Below are 14,213 nucleotides of genomic sequence, written 5' to 3'. Positions count from 1 at the left end.
TTCACTTTACCGCCTAGAAGCCTGCCGCCATGCGTCCTGCCCGTGCCCTGATCGACCTCCAAGCCCTGCGCCACAACTACCAACTGGCCCGTGAACTGACGGGGGCCAAAGCCCTCGCCGTGGTCAAGGCGGATGCCTATGGCCATGGTGCCGTACGTGTGGCCCAGGCGCTGGAAGCCGAGGCGGATGGGTTTGCGGTGGCGTGCATCGAGGAGGCATTGGAGCTGCGGGCTGCCGGGATTCGTGCGCCGGTATTGCTGCTGGAAGGTTTTTTCGAAGCTGACGAACTGCCGCTGATCATCGAACATGATTTTTGGTGCGTGGTGCATTCGTTGTGGCAGTTGGAAGCCATCGAACAAGCCCGGCTGAGCAAACCGCTGACCATTTGGCTCAAGCTCGATTCGGGCATGCACCGCGTGGGCCTGCACCCCAAGGATTACCACGAGGCGTACCAGCGCCTGCTGGCCAGCGGCAAAGTGGCCAGGATCGTACTGATGAGCCACTTCGCCCGCGCCGATGAACTCGATTGCGTGCGCAGTGACGAGCAAGTGGCGGTGTTTGAAGCGGCGCGCCAAGGGTTGTCGGCCGAGGTCAGCCTGCGTAATTCGCCGTCGGTGATGGGCTGGCCGAATATGTCCAGCGACTGGGTGCGCCCAGGCATCATGCTCTACGGTGCCACGCCGTTTGGTGAGGACCAGGCCATCGCTGCGCGTTTGCAGCCGGTGATGACCCTGGAATCGAAAGTCATCTGCGTGCGTGAATTGCCGGCCGGTGAGCCGATCGGTTACGGCGCCAAGTTCATCACGCCAAAACCGATGCGCGTCGGCGTGGTTGCCATGGGCTATGCCGACGGCTACCCGCGCCATGCACCGACCGGCACGCCAGTGCTGGTGGCAGGCCAGCGCAGCCAGTTGCTGGGCCGAGTGTCCATGGACATGCTCTGCGTTGACCTCACCGACGTGCCCCAGGCCGGGCTCGGTTCCCCCGTGGAGCTGTGGGGCAAAAATATCCTTGCCAGTGACGTGGCGGCGGCTGCCGAAACCATCCCCTACCAGATTTTCTGCAACCTGCGCCGCGTACCAAGGCTCTATTGCGGGGCTTAAGCCGCGCCTACGAGCAGAGCCCACCGGGATTTAGGCCCAAGTGTTGTAAATACTGAACGCTGTCGCCATGATAACGCTCAACTACAACAAAGCCTGAATCCTAGGAGGCTCCTGCATTGGACGTCGGCGAACGACTGCAATCCATCCGTAAACTCAAAGGTCTTTCCCAGCGTGAGCTCGCCAAGCGCGCGGGTGTCACCAACAGCACCATTTCGATGATCGAAAAAAACAGTGTCAGCCCCTCGATCAGTTCCTTGCGCAAGGTGCTGGGCGGCATCCCCATGTCCATGGTCGAGTTCTTTTCCGAGGAGATCCTCCAGGAAAAACCGACGCAGATCGTCTATAAAGCCAATGAGCTGATCGACATCTCGGACGGCGCCGTCACCATGAAACTCGTCGGGCGCGCGCACCCCAGCCGGGCGATCGCGTTTCTCAACGAGATCTACCCGCCGGGCGCCGACACGGGCGAAGAAATGCTCACCCACGAAGGCGAAGAAACCGGGATTCTGGTGGAAGGTCGCCTGGAGTTGGTGGTCGGTCTTGAAACTTTTGTGCTCGAAGCCGGCGATAGCTACTACTTTGAAAGCACCAAGCCGCATCGTTTTCGCAACCCGTTCGACGTGCCGGCGCGGCTAATCAGCGCAGCCACACCTGCGAACTTTTGACAGAAGAGGCGTGCTGCCAGCGTTGCAGACACACCCGTTGCTGTAACCGTGAGGCCGAATCTCCCTTTATTTAATAGGGTTGTTTCGGCATGACGGGCTAACCGTTATACTTTCGCCGCCTGCGAAACCGTGGCCGCAGGCGTGAATAGCCACCATTGAGGGTGAACGCGTGAACCTAATTATGAAAATGCTGGCTGCACCAGCAACCGTACTGGCCCTATGGGCTGTCAGCGCTCAAGCTGCGACCAATGATGAAATTGCCAAGCGCCTGGAGTCTGTCGGCCAGGTGTGTGTCCAGGGCCAGGAATGCAAAGGGATGGAAGTTGCCGTGGCTGCGGGCGGCGGCGGCGGCGCGAAGACGCCGGATGAAGTGATTGCCAAGCACTGCAATGCGTGCCACGGCACGGGTTTGCTGGGCGCACCGAAGATCGGTGACAGCGCGGCCTGGAAAGACCGCGCCGATCATCAAGGCGGCCTCGATGGCCTGCTGGCCAAGGCGATCACCGGCTTGAACGCCATGCCGCCAAAAGGTACATGCGCCGATTGCTCGGATGACGAGCTTAAAGGTGCAATCGAGAAGATGTCTGGATTGAAGTAAAAAGTTAAGCCTTTACAAAAGGTTAGCCCGCAAAGTGGGCTAACCTTTGGGTAACAAGAGCGCTTTCGCATATTTTAAAGTACCAAAGTCGCCAGTAGCCCTACGGCTCCAAGAATGAATCCGATGAGTGCCCCGCGCCCCGGTAGTTCCTTTAGCATCGCATAAATGACGATGGGCTCTAATATAAGCAGCAGTGTGAGTGACGCCACTGTCACGATCCATATATTCCCTGTGCCTTGGTAACCTAACCAATAAGCGAATATCAGGCTTATGCCGGCAATGCATATGAGTAAAATAGGTTTTATAAAAAGTTCAGGATTTTCTATAACTCGTCCAGAAAGTTTTGAGGCATAAACTTCACTATAGATAGTTAGGATTTCGCCAAACACCATGAGCACCATGGAGGCTATTAAATAGTGACTGTTTTTCATTATTTATCTCTAGTTAGGATGTCTAGTATTTCACTCGCGGCAGCTTCCGCATAATCACTATTGCCTAGAAGAAAGTGTGGCCCGTCATGATCGAGCAAGAAAGTATTTCTGTAAGGGGTACTTTCAAGTTGAATAATACGGGTTAAGTTTTTTTCAATCAGCTCTAGACAAGATGAGTGGTTGTTTCTTAATAATTTTATAGCGTTTGCGAAATGGGTTGCTTCGTCGGCGATTAAGTTACAAATCCATGTGTCGAAGCCCGAGTGCCCAAACTGATTATAGAACGTATCTTTCTTGTATGTTTTGACTGAAATGTATTCATCGTACGCAAACACAGTAAGTAAGCTTAGTTCGTTTGATAAAATTTCTTCAAAGGGTTTAAAGTCGCTGTTTCTTGATTTTAAATTGTCCAAGAGAGTTTCTTCGTCTGTATTAAATATCAAACGATTCAGTTCTATAAAGCCGTCGGCATGATTTTTTTCATCTAAAAACCATAAGTCTAAATATTGCACGAAGTATGGGGAAAACTCAGAGCGTCTCGGATAAAGGTAGTGATACAGGTTTATCGCGTCGTACTCAGAGACTAAGTCAGCCAAAAAGAAATCCTCGTATTTTGGGTCAATGCCGGGATTGACCCAGTCGCTATTGGCGATTTCTTTGAATAGCGCTCTAGAGCTCCAATGACGCTTATTGAGGAAGGGAGGTTTCATTTTTTTGCTCCGTTTGATGTGTGAGTGTCATGGCTCAATTTTTTGATTATGGTTGGGATTATTGATTCTTGTATTTCTTTTTTAGTGATTGGATAATCAAGCGTGTTGTGGTCTAACACAAAGGTTCCTGTATATTCTGTTTTTTCAAAATCTAATGTGAAAAGCTCTTTAAGTATGGACGGGGCTTCTTGAAGCCTATTCGGGAATAGCTGTTTAGCTTGTTCTATGAAAAAGAAAAAATGCTTAGCTTCATCTCTTTTGGTTTTTCTGATCCAGACTGACAATTGCGAGGAACTAAAGTTGTCGTAATTTTTTATGCTGCGCTGATAGACGTGCGTCGTGATTATCTCGTCATACGCAAGCAAGATGAGAAGTCTAAGTGGGTCCTGCATAAAGGGGGCTAGGCTGTTGAAGTCGGATTGTCTTGTTTCAACTTCCATTGCTACAACGTCAAGCGGAATTCCTGTGTAGGCTGAATAAATCAGAGAGAAGCCATACGCGTGATCGATTTCATCTCTAAGCCAAGGCTTTAAAATATTTGCCAATTCAGAGATGCAAGCTGGATTCTGATCAGCGATATGCCAATAAAGCCTCCTTGCATCGTATTCGGTAATTATTGAGTCGAAGAAAATTTCTTTCCAAGTAGCCTTCTCTGCCTTGCTAAGCGTTAACGGAGGAAAGCAAAAATCCTTGAGAATTGAAGACGCATTGCTTAATTTTTTCGGCGTATTAGAGGTGCTCTGCATGTTATTCATGATAGCGGCCTTTTGGTAAAGTTATTTTTCAGGTAGACGGCTTCATACTAAAAAGTTACTGAAAGACAGCGTGTGGTCGACATCCGATGGTTTCCAGTCTGTCTGTTGACTGACGATGGGTTCCCAATAGTTAACAGTGATGTCGTATACGTAACGCCAATCCAAATTTTCCGACTCTATGACGCCAGCGTTTGGAAAGTATTCTGCCCATTTCATGCCGCCAATTATGCTGGAGGCAACCTGTAAGCTTGTCGCACTGTTGTAGTTGGCCATTTTCCTGGCTTTACCAATTGATAGATTTGACCCTAACCAGAAGGCGCGGAATTTTTTGCTGATTAGGAAAACGCCAAGCTCATCTATTCCCGAAATAATTTCGTCTTTCATAATCGTTTTTTTGATTTTTTCTGATTGCTCACTCTGACCCAAAAGTTGCATTGAATCGAGTGTCTGATCACAAGGTTCATACGCATAGTAAACAGTTGGGCGGTAGGTAGGATTCTCGGGGTCGCCTAAAGTCAAATATTCAGCAATTGACAGTGCTTCGTTATGGGTTAGTAAATAGGCAGAAAATTCCAAATAGTTAGGTGACCAGCTTTTAACTCTAACGTTACACCCTTGCTCTAGCATTTCTAGTGCATATCCATTTTTTCTTGCGCCGTAAGGAATTTCTGTTTCGTGTGTGCCCCAGCCCAATTCTGCTGCTTGCAGGCATTCGGTAACGAGACCGTCCACAGACCATGTGGAGACGAAGTTTAGGGGGGCGCGGGCTGATGCACTGACTTGGGAGTCATGCTCGGAGATTTGTATAACTTGTATTTCAAGGATGTTGGCAAGCGCTGCCCATTCAATCTGGTTTTTCGGTTCTGCTACTATGTTGTTTGCTGCGGCCATTTCTACTAAAGCTTTCTTTAATAAAATTGAGATGAAACCAGGATTTGCGCCATGGGCGACAACAGCGGTTGGGCCAGTAGTTTTCTGTTGATACGTTTTCATTACCTCGCGAAGCTGATAGTTTGTGATAAGCGCCTGGTATTTTTCGTCTTTGTAGGCCCACGGCTCTATACAGGTGTCTAGATAAAGTGAGTCATACTTTTGAGCCAGTTCTAAAAGCTCCAGGCTTGAGACAGATACTGCGAGGTTCACTAAAAAAGTATTTCCGTTTAAGTACGGCGAGAGTATGGGTTTGAAGTTTTCAGCGGTTATGGCCTTTTCTTCCAGGGTGGCTGAGAATTCGGTGGTGATTTCGATAAGGCTCTCGTTTAGGTGTTTCTCAAAAATTGTCACGTTCACTCCATTGTAATGCCTTGATAATAGTGGGAGCAGGCCTTGTGCGACGCTTCCGAAACCGATAATTATTATATGATTAATGTTTTTCATTGCACTTCCTTGGGTATTTGTATTCGTTAGGTGTATAGCCTTTTGAAGATGGTTTCATACTGAAATCGATATTAGTGCGTGGATATAATTTGTGTTTTGATCTTGTCCTAAATGAACGTAGGGCTTTTATTCAATGAGTCGTAAGGCTTTTCTTTGGTCGTAATCTCGGGTTAAACCTTTATGATATGTTTCTGTTTTAATTAGGCTTTTATTTGGCAGTTTCTTCATGCGCACAGGGATGGCCTTATCAAATTGATTGCTGTTCATTGCAGCAAAGACCCGGCAAGCTCGGTCCAACCCCTAATCACGGAATGTTCAGGAGGGTCGGATGGTGCAGTTGTGTTCAATCGAGCAAGCAGTTGACGACGTACTGGCACGCTTGCCGGCGCATATCCACATGGGCATGCCGCTCGGTCTGGGCAAGCCCAACCTGTTCGTCAATGCGCTGTACCGGCGTATCGCCAAGCTGCCGGAGCGCGAGCTGACGATCTATACCGCACTGGCCCTGGGCCGCCCGACCATGGGTGACGGCCTGCAGAAGCGCTTTCTCGAACCCTTTATCGAGCGGGTATTCGGCGACTATCCCGAGCTGGATTTCCTGGCGGATTTGCACAAGGACAGCCTGCCAAAGAACATCCGTGTGCAGCAGTTCTTCATGCAGCCCGGCAGCCTGCTGCATAGCGTGTCGGCGCAGCAGGACTACGTCAGCAGCAACTACAGCCACGCTGCCCGCGATATCAACGCCGCCGGCTTGAACCTGGTGGCGCAATTGGTCGCCAGCAGCGCCGAACACCCCGACCGGCTGAGCTTGAGCTGCAACCCCGATATCACCCTCGACCTGCTGCCGATGATCGCCAAGCGCCGCGAAGCAGGCGAAACCATCCTCGTCGTCGGCCAGGTTCACAGCGATTTGCCCTATATGCCCGGCGATGCCGAACTGGGTATGGACGCCTTCGATTACCTGATCGACGAGAAGGACAGCACCACGCTGTTCTCCACACCGAATATGCCGGTCGGCTTTCAAGACCACTTTATCGGCTTGCATGCCAGCACCCTGGTGCGCGATGGCGGCACGTTGCAGATTGGCATTGGCTCTATGGGCGATGCGCTGACCGCCGCCTTACTGGCGCGCCAGGCCGATAACGAAGCCTACCGGTTGTTGCTGACGGATCTGGATGTTTACCAGTGGGCGCCTTTGATCAGCCGCGAAGGCGGTGTCGAGCCCTTTGCGCGTGGCCTTTATGGATGCAGCGAAATGTTCGTCAACGGCCTGCTGGTGCTGGCCGATGCCGGGATTATTCGGCGCAAGGTCTACCCGGATGTGACGACCCAGCAGCAGGCCAACGCCGGCACCCTGGATGACGCCGCGCAGCCCGACGGTGTTTCCATTCACGGCGGTTTCTTCCTCGGGCCGCGCAGCTTTTACCAGCGTTTGCAGGAAATGACTCACGCCAAACGCCTCGAATTCAACATGACCGCCATCAGCTACATCAACGAGCTGTACGGGCAGGAAGCACTCAAGCGTCTGCAACGCCTGGATGCGCGCTTTATCAACAGCGCGATCATGGTGACGCTGCTCGGTGCGGGCGTGGCCGACCAGCTCGAAGACGGTCGCGTACTCAGCGGTGTGGGCGGGCAGTACAACTTTGTTGCGCAAGGCCATGCGCTGGAGGGCGCGCGTTCAATCCTGATTCTGCGCAGCTGGCGCGAGTCGGCGGGTGAGGTCAGTTCCAATATGGTCTGGGAGTACGGGCATTGCACCATCCCACGGCACCTGCGGGATATCGTCATTACCGAATACGGCATTGCCGACTTGCGCGGTCAGACGGATGCCAAGGTGATCGAGGCCTTGCTCAAGGTCACCGACTCGCGCTTCCAGAACGACCTGATCGAACAGGCGCAAAAGGCTGGCAAGCTGGCCAAGGACTTCGAACTGGACCCACGTTTTACTGAGAATACGCCGGAGCGGCTCAAGGGCATTCAGGCGCGGCATCGCCGGTTGTTCCCGGAATATCCGTTGGGCACTGACTTTACCGATGAGGAGCGAGACCTGTTGCGCGCCCTTAACTGGCTCAAGAGCAAATTCAAGCTGACGGAGATTCTGGAATTGGGCCGGGCTGCACTGGATGCACCGGAGCCGGAGGCGTTTCCCGAGCATTTGAAGCGCATGCGGCTGGATCATCCGGAGGGGTTGAAAGAGGATCTGTATCAGCGCTTGCTGCTTGCTGGCCTCCAAGCCACCGCGCACTGACAGGCACCAAAAATCAAATGTGGGAGCTGGCTTGCCTGCGATAGCGGAGTGTCAGTCGACAGAGTTGTCGACTGTCAGGCCCTCATCGCAGGCAAGCCAGCTCCCACATTTTTAATCGAGTTCAGGCAGTGATTACTCGATGAAGGTGACGACGCCACCGGCCAGCGACTTCACCCGCGCCAGCGATTCAACCCGATAACCCTGCGCATCCAGCTCCGCACGGCCACCCTGGAACGACTTCTCAATCACAATCCCCAAGCCTGCAACGGTCGCGCCGGCTTGCTTGATGATCGAGATCAGCGCCTGGGACGCTTTGCCGTTGGCCAAAAAGTCGTCGATCACCAGCACGCGGTCGCTGCTGGTCAGGTGACGTGGGGAAATCGCCACGGTGCTTTCGACCTTCTTGGTGAAGGAATACACAGTGGCCGACAGCAGGTTTTCAGTCAGGGTCAGAGACTGCTGCTTACGGGCGAAGATCACCGGCACACCCAGGTTCAGGCCGGTCATGATCGCCGGTGCAATACCCGAGGCTTCGATGGTGACGATCTTGGTGATGCCCGAGTCCTTGAACAGCGCGGCGAATTCGTCGCCGATCAACTTCATCAGCGCCGGGTCGATCTGGTGGTTCAAAAAGGCGTCAACCTTGAGGACCTGATCGGAAAGCACGATGCCTTCTTCGCGAATTTTCTTGTGCAGTGCTTCCACGGAAAGCTTCCTCTAATGGCGCGGTGTGCGCCGAAAGTAGATTAAAAAGTAGTCGATTCTAGCGCTTTAACATCGCGCGTATGTCCGCCAAGGCGGTGTTGCCGCGAACGGCCTTCACCTCGGTCGGGGTGTCGTCATTGCCTTCCCAGGCCAGATCGTCCGGCGGCAGTTCATCCAGGAACCGGCTGGGGGCACAATCGATGATTTCGCCGTATTGCTTGCGCTTGGCCGCGAAGGTGAAGGCCAGTGTCTGACGTGCGCGGGTAATGCCCACGTAGGCCAGGCGCCGTTCTTCTTCGATGGTGTCAGCTTCAATGCTGGAGCGGTGCGGAAGGATTTCCTCTTCCATGCCCATGATGAACACGTAAGGGAATTCCAAGCCCTTGGACGCGTGCAGGGTCATCATCTGCACGCCTTCGGCGCCGTCTTCTTCTTCCTGTTGGCGCTCAAGCATGTCGCGCAACACCAGCTTGCCGATGGCGTCTTCGACGGTCATCTCGCCTTCTTCGTCCTTCTCCAGCGTGTTTTTCAACGCTTCGATCAGGAACCAGACGTTGCCCATGCGGTAATCCGCAGCCTTGTCGCTGGAGCTGTTGGTGCGCAGCCAGTTTTCATAGTCGATGTCCATGACCATGCTGCGCAGGGCGCTGATCGGGTCTTCGCCGGCGCACTGCTCGCGTACCTTGTCCATGAAGCGTTTGAAGCGCGACAGGCGATCGGTGAAGCGCGTGTCCAGGTGCTCGCCCAGGCCGATTTCGTCGGTGGCGGCGTACATCGAGATTTTGCGTTCGGTGGCGTAGTTGCCGAGCTTTTCCAGGGTCGTCGAACCGATTTCCCGACGCGGCACGTTGATCACGCGCAGGAAGGCGTTGTCGTCATCCGGGTTCACGATCAGCCGGAAGTAGGCCATCAGGTCTTTTACTTCCTGGCGTCCGAAAAAGCTGTTGCCGCCCGACAGGCGATACGGCACCTGGTGGTGCTGCAGTTTCAGCTCGATCAGCTTGGCCTGGTAGTTGCCGCGATACAGGATCGCGAAATCGCTGTAGGGCCGGTCGGTACGCAAGTGCAGGCTGAGGATTTCCACGGCCACGCGCTCGGCTTCGGCGTCTTCATTGCGGCAGCGGATCACGCGGATCTCGTCGCCATGGCCCATCTCACTCCACAGTTGTTTTTCAAACTCGTGGGGGTTGTTGGAAATAAGCACGTTGGCGCAGCGCAGGATACGGCTGGTGGAGCGGTAGTTCTGCTCCAGCATCACCACTTTCAGGGACGGGTAGTCGTCCTTGAGCAACATCAGGTTTTCCGGGCGCGCGCCACGCCAGGCGTAGATCGACTGGTCGTCGTCGCCTACCACGGTGAACTGGTTGCGCGTGCCGATGAGCATTTTCACCAGCAGGTATTGGCTGGCGTTGGTGTCCTGGTATTCGTCCACCAGCAGGTAGCGGACCTTGTTCTGCCATTTTTCGAGGATGTCGGCGTGTTCCTCGAACAGCTTTACCGGCAGCAGGATCAGGTCGTCGAAGTCCACCGCGTTGAACGCCTTGAGCGTGCGCTGGTAGTGGGTGTAGACGATGGCGGCGGTCTGTTCCTTGGGGTTGCGCGCGTTTTCCAGGGCCTGGGGCGGCAGGATCAGGTCGTTTTTCCAGGCGCCGATCATGTTCTTGATCTCATCCACGCCGTCGTCGCCTGCGTATTCCTTCTGCATGATGTCAGTCATCAGCGACTTCACATCGGTCTCGTCGAAGATCGAGAAGCCCGGCTTGTAGCCCAGCCGCACGTGCTCCTTGCGGATGATGTTCAAGCCCAGGTTGTGGAAGGTACACACCGTAAGGCCACGGCCTTCGCCGCCCTTGAGCAGCGTGCCGACACGCTCCTTCATTTCGCGCGCGGCCTTGTTGGTAAAGGTCATGGCGACGATGTACTGGGCACGGATGCCGCAGTTCTGGATCAGGTGCGCGATCTTGCGGGTGATCACGCTGGTCTTGCCGGAGCCAGCACCGGCGAGCACCAATAGAGGGCCGCCGACGTAGTTCACGGCTTCTTGCTGCCGGGGATTGAGTCGGGACATACAGAAATCAGGGAGTCGTTGTTCAAAAGGGCGGGCATTTTAACAGGCTGGCAAGATTCTGCTGCTTTAGAACGACGGTGTGACGTACCACTCGATCTAAATTTGCCGGTTTTGATACTTTGCCGCAGGATGTGACGGGTAACTGCAGCGAATGTATACCGTTAGCGTATTTGATAACCCTTATCATTGGTGATTATCAGGCCGCGCGTCATAATGCCCGCCGCCAAAAAAATTTGCAGAGTCTAGGGAGCTAGCTTGTCTACGCCTGTCGAACCCTTGCGTTTGCTGCTACTGGCCGATGAGCCAGCGTGGGCAGCGTTGTTGCGCGAGTGCCTGGCGCCGATGGGCGATGGGGCTGTGCTGGTCAGCGCGCCCAACTGGGACTCGGTGAGTCGTCTGTTCGATGACGACCACAGTGCCATGTTATTGACCACGCCCAGCCTGCAACCCGGCCCAGGCCGTTGCAGCCTGCCGTGCATATTGCTGCTGGAGCAGGAACCGCTGGTTTCACCGCTGGGTGTGAGCGACTGGCTGGTCTTTGGTGCATTGGATACCGATACCTTGCGCCGCTGCCTGCGCCACGTGCGTGAGCGCGGCGTGCTGGAAAACACCCTGCAGCGCCTGGCCGAGCAGGACCCGCTCACCGGTATCGCCAACCGCCAGGGTTTCCAGACCTTGCTGGCGGCGCGTCTAGCCGAAAACGAAGGCCGTGGCCTGGCCCTCGGCCATCTGGACCTCGACAATTTTCGTCACGCCAACGACGCCTTGGGCCATCAGGCCGGCGATCGTTTGATCCTGCAAGTGGTCTCGCGGCTCAAGAGCCAACTCGAAGCCGGTGACCAACTGGCGCGCCTGGGCAGCGACGAATTCGCCCTGCTGATCGACACCCGCCGTGCGCCCCAGCGCGCCGAGTGGATGGCCGAGCGCATTACCGAAGCCATGGCCGAGCCGTATTGGGTGGATGGCGAAAGCCTGCTGATCGGCTGCAGCCTGGGCGTGGCACATGCCCGTGCCCGCGCCGGGGCCGACCCGCTGATGTGGCACGCGCACATCGCCATGCAGCAGGCCAAGAGTACCCAGGGCTGTACCTTTCACATCTTCAACGAACGCATCAACCGCAACGCCCGCAGCCTGGCCGACCTGGAAAGTGAGCTGCGCCGTGCTCTGCGCCGCGACGAACTGGAGCTGCATTATCAGCCGCGCCTGGATTTGGACGACGGGCATATCGTCGGCCTGGAAGCGCTGGTGCGCTGGCGCCACGGCGAGCGTGGCCTGTTGCCACCCAGCGAATTCGTGCCCTTGGCCGAACAGAGTGGCCTGATTGTGCCATTGGGTTACTGGGTGATCTCGCGGGCCTTGCGCGATATGCAAGACCTGCGCGAACGCGGCCTGCCGCCGCTGCATATGGCGGTCAACCTGTCGTTTCGCCAATTCCAGGACAGCCAGTTGCTTTCGACGTTGAGCCGGCTGATCGCCGAGCGTGGTGTCGAAGCCCAGTGGCTGGAATTCGAGCTGACCGAAACCGCCGTGATGCGCCGCAGTGATCTGGTCAAGCAGACCATGGACGCCCTTGGCCGCTTGGGTGTGCGGTTTTCCCTGGATGATTTCGGCACCGGTTTTTCCTCATTCGTGCACCTCAACAGCCTGCCAATTGCCTTGCTGAAGATCGACAAGAGCTTCGTCGGCGGCATGGAAGAGCGCGAAGAAAACCGCAAGCTGGTGCATGCCATGATCAACCTGGCCCACAACCTCAACCTGGAAGTGGTGGCCGAAGGGGTGGAAACCCCTGAACAGCTGGCGTTGTTGCGGCTGTTTGGGTGTGATCAGGCCCAGGGTTACCTGATCAGCAAGCCGTTGCCGTTGCCGGAGCTGGTGGAGTATTTGACGTTCGGCAAGAGCCAGCAGGCGCTGCTGGGCTGAAGGTTGTAAACCCAATCAAAAATGTGGGAGCTGGCTTGCCTGCGATAGCGGTGGGCCAGCCAGCCAATTTGGCACCTGACACACCGCCATCGCAGGCAAGCCAGCTCCCACATTGGCCGAGTACATTCTCTAGTCTGGTTGCATGGCCGGGAATTGCGTGCGCACTTCAGGCTCCTGCCGAATCATCCGCTTCATCTTCGCCTCAAACGCCCACGTCAGGCTGACGGCCGCACACGCCAGCCCAAGCGCCAAACCCCACCACACGCCCGTTGGGCCCCAGCCCAGGGTGAACGCCATCAACCAAGCAGACGGCGCGCCGATCAGCCAATAGCAACCCAAACCCACCAGGAAGGTGGTCTTGGCGTCCTTCAGCCCGCGAATACAGCCCATGGCAATGGTTTGCACGCCGTCGAACAACTCAAACCACGCCGCCACGGCCAACAGGCTGACCGCCAGCACGATGACGTCGTGGAAGGCTGGGTCGTTATGGTCCAGAAACAGCCCGATAAGCGCATCGGAAAACAGCCACAGCACAACGGCAAATCCCAACATCACCAACGCGCCAAAACCGATGCCGACCCGCCCGGCCATGCGCGCCTGCAGCAATTGCCCGGCGCCGTAATGCTGGCCGATGCGCATGGTGATCGCGTAGGACATCCCCGCCGGCACCATGAACGCCACCGAAACGATTTGCAGGGCAATCTGATGCGCTGCCAATTGCGTACTGCCCATGGTGCCCATGCACAACGCCGCGAAGGCAAACAAACCGACCTCCACTGCATAGGTGCCGCCAATCGGCAGGCCCAGGCGCCATAGCTCACGCAGATACTGAGTGTTAAGGCGCAGCAGGCCCGCGCCGAGCGGGTAGGCTGCGTAAGCCCGGTTGCTGCGGATGTACCACATCAGCGCCAGGGCCATGCTGTTGGCGACGATCGCTGTTACCAGGCCGATGCCCATCAGGCCGAGCTTCGGCAGACCGAACATGCCTTCGATCAAGGCATGGTTGAGCAAGTAGTTGAGTACCGTGCCGCCCAGGCTGATCACCATCACCGGCGTTGCCTTGCCGATGGCGCTGGTGAAACCGCGCAAGGCCATGAAGCTCAGGTAGCCGGGCAGGGCGAACGGCAGGATGGTCAAGAATTGCCCAGCCGCCTGCACGTTGGTTTCGGTCTGGCCGAACATCAGCAGCACGGGCTTGAGATTCCACAACAGCAAGCCGGCCACCAACGCCATCAACCACGCCAACCAAAGACCTGCTTGGGTCAGGCGAGTGGCGCCTTCGATGTCACCGGCGCCATGACGGATGGCGACCAGCGTGCCGACGGCGGCAATCACACCGATGCAGAAGATCGCGACGAACGAATAGCTCGCCGCGCCCAAGCCGCCACCGGCCAGGGCTTCGGGGCTCAGGCGGGCCATCATCAGCGTGTCGGTCAGCACCATCAGCATGTGCGCCAACTGTGAGGCAATCAACGGCCCCGACAGCCGCAGAATGGCCCAGAGTTCAGTACGCACCGGATGTTGCATGATCATCACACTCAAAAAGTCAGAGGGTTGGGAAAGGGCTGATTCTCGGCGCTCCCGAGGCATTACACAAAAGGATAAAAGCGATCATTCGCATGATTAAAAC

Annotated in this window: 12 protein-coding genes; 5 read left to right on the top strand and 7 right to left on the bottom strand. The window is 55.6% G+C overall.

Going from position 1 to position 14,213, the window contains the following annotated elements; all coding sequences use genetic code 11:
• The first annotated feature begins 29 nt into the window (after window positions 1-29).
• From alr to GIW48_RS01995, 3 genes are all read left to right on the top strand, one after another.
• Window positions 30-1,103 carry an alanine racemase gene (gene alr, locus GIW48_RS02005; protein WP_170036713.1) on the top strand — a complete coding sequence of 358 codons (1,074 nt, stop codon included), beginning with the start codon at window positions 30-32 and terminating at the stop codon, window positions 1,101-1,103.
• Window positions 1,104-1,219: 116 nt separating this feature from the next.
• On the top strand, window positions 1,220-1,768 hold the full coding sequence (locus GIW48_RS02000) for a cupin domain-containing protein (protein ID WP_017135864.1): 549 nt from the start codon (window positions 1,220-1,222) through the stop codon (window positions 1,766-1,768).
• A 181-nt stretch (window positions 1,769-1,949) separates the two neighbouring features.
• A complete protein-coding gene (locus GIW48_RS01995; protein ID WP_236460719.1) occupies window positions 1,950-2,366 on the top strand; it encodes a c-type cytochrome in 417 nt (138 codons plus the stop codon).
• A 74-nt stretch (window positions 2,367-2,440) separates the two neighbouring features.
• On the opposite strand, the gene GIW48_RS01990 is transcribed toward GIW48_RS01995, so the two are convergent.
• The 4 genes from GIW48_RS01990 to GIW48_RS01975 are packed head-to-tail and all read right to left on the bottom strand — an operon-like array spanning window position 2,441 to window position 5,639.
• Entirely contained in the window at window positions 2,441-2,797 is a 357-nt protein-coding gene (locus GIW48_RS01990) for a hypothetical protein (RefSeq protein WP_017135866.1), read from the bottom strand.
• Window positions 2,797-3,507, bottom strand: a complete 711-nt coding sequence (locus GIW48_RS01985) for a hypothetical protein (protein WP_225933017.1) — start codon at window positions 3,505-3,507, stop codon at window positions 2,797-2,799. The genes GIW48_RS01990 and GIW48_RS01985 overlap by 1 nt, the downstream gene beginning before the upstream one ends.
• Window positions 3,504-4,262, bottom strand: coding sequence for a ferritin-like domain-containing protein (locus GIW48_RS01980; protein WP_186354645.1), 759 nt, complete (start codon window positions 4,260-4,262; stop codon window positions 3,504-3,506). Before GIW48_RS01980 ends, GIW48_RS01985 begins: the two co-directional genes overlap by 4 nt.
• Before the next feature lie 42 nt (window positions 4,263-4,304).
• The gene (locus GIW48_RS01975; protein WP_170036715.1) at window positions 4,305-5,639 is read right to left on the bottom strand and encodes a saccharopine dehydrogenase C-terminal domain-containing protein; all 1,335 of its coding nucleotides are present in this window, start codon (window positions 5,637-5,639) and stop codon (window positions 4,305-4,307) included.
• A gap of 328 nt (window positions 5,640-5,967) precedes the next feature.
• Between GIW48_RS01975 and GIW48_RS01970 the strand changes: the two genes are divergently transcribed.
• On the top strand, window positions 5,968-7,890 hold the full coding sequence (locus GIW48_RS01970; RefSeq protein ID WP_236460717.1) for an acetyl-CoA hydrolase/transferase C-terminal domain-containing protein: 1,923 nt from the start codon (window positions 5,968-5,970) through the stop codon (window positions 7,888-7,890).
• 132 nt (window positions 7,891-8,022) lie between these two features.
• On the opposite strand, the gene GIW48_RS01965 is transcribed toward GIW48_RS01970, so the two are convergent.
• Together GIW48_RS01965 and rep are read right to left on the bottom strand one after the other, a co-directional pair.
• Window positions 8,023-8,595, bottom strand: coding sequence for a xanthine phosphoribosyltransferase (locus GIW48_RS01965; protein WP_010207474.1), 573 nt, complete (start codon window positions 8,593-8,595; stop codon window positions 8,023-8,025).
• 58 nt (window positions 8,596-8,653) lie between these two features.
• Window positions 8,654-10,663: a DNA helicase Rep gene (gene rep, locus GIW48_RS01960; protein WP_017135871.1), complete on the bottom strand. Its 2,010-nt coding sequence runs from the start codon at window positions 10,661-10,663 to the stop codon at window positions 8,654-8,656.
• Between the two features lie 255 nt (window positions 10,664-10,918).
• Between rep and GIW48_RS01955 the strand changes: the two genes are divergently transcribed.
• Window positions 10,919-12,583, top strand: coding sequence for a putative bifunctional diguanylate cyclase/phosphodiesterase (locus GIW48_RS01955; RefSeq protein WP_170036719.1), 1,665 nt, complete (start codon window positions 10,919-10,921; stop codon window positions 12,581-12,583).
• Window positions 12,584-12,712: 129 nt separating this feature from the next.
• Here GIW48_RS01955 and GIW48_RS01950 read toward each other — a convergent pair whose 3' ends face one another.
• Window positions 12,713-14,116 (bottom strand): NorM family multidrug efflux MATE transporter, encoded by a 1,404-nt coding sequence (locus tag GIW48_RS01950; RefSeq protein WP_017135873.1) that lies wholly within the window; start codon window positions 14,114-14,116, stop codon window positions 12,713-12,715.
• Between the last annotated feature and the right edge of the window lie 97 nt (window positions 14,117-14,213).

The sequence above is a fragment of the Pseudomonas sp. PA-6-3C genome (genome assembly GCF_021605825.1).
GTDB lineage: Bacteria > Pseudomonadota > Gammaproteobacteria > Pseudomonadales > Pseudomonadaceae > Aquipseudomonas > Aquipseudomonas edaphica.
The sequence above is the reverse complement of the archived record's forward strand: the minus strand, read 5'-3'. Positions and strand labels throughout refer to the sequence as shown.

Coding starts and splice junctions, on each gene's coding strand:
- GIW48_RS01975 (WP_170036715.1), bottom strand. CDS start 5,639: ATGAAAAACATTAATCATATAATAATTATCGGTTTCGGAAGCGTCGCA.
- GIW48_RS01980 (WP_186354645.1), bottom strand. CDS start 4,262: ATGAATAACATGCAGAGCACCTCTAATACGCCGAAAAAATTAAGCAAT.
- GIW48_RS01950 (WP_017135873.1), bottom strand. CDS start 14,116: ATGATCATGCAACATCCGGTGCGTACTGAACTCTGGGCCATTCTGCGG.
- GIW48_RS01995 (WP_236460719.1), top strand. CDS start 1,950: ATGAAAATGCTGGCTGCACCAGCAACCGTACTGGCCCTATGGGCTGTC.
- GIW48_RS01990 (WP_017135866.1), bottom strand. CDS start 2,797: ATGAAAAACAGTCACTATTTAATAGCCTCCATGGTGCTCATGGTGTTT.
- alr (WP_170036713.1), top strand. CDS start 30: ATGCGTCCTGCCCGTGCCCTGATCGACCTCCAAGCCCTGCGCCACAAC.
- GIW48_RS01970 (WP_236460717.1), top strand. CDS start 5,968: ATGGTGCAGTTGTGTTCAATCGAGCAAGCAGTTGACGACGTACTGGCA.
- rep (WP_017135871.1), bottom strand. CDS start 10,663: ATGTCCCGACTCAATCCCCGGCAGCAAGAAGCCGTGAACTACGTCGGC.
- GIW48_RS01985 (WP_225933017.1), bottom strand. CDS start 3,507: ATGAAACCTCCCTTCCTCAATAAGCGTCATTGGAGCTCTAGAGCGCTA.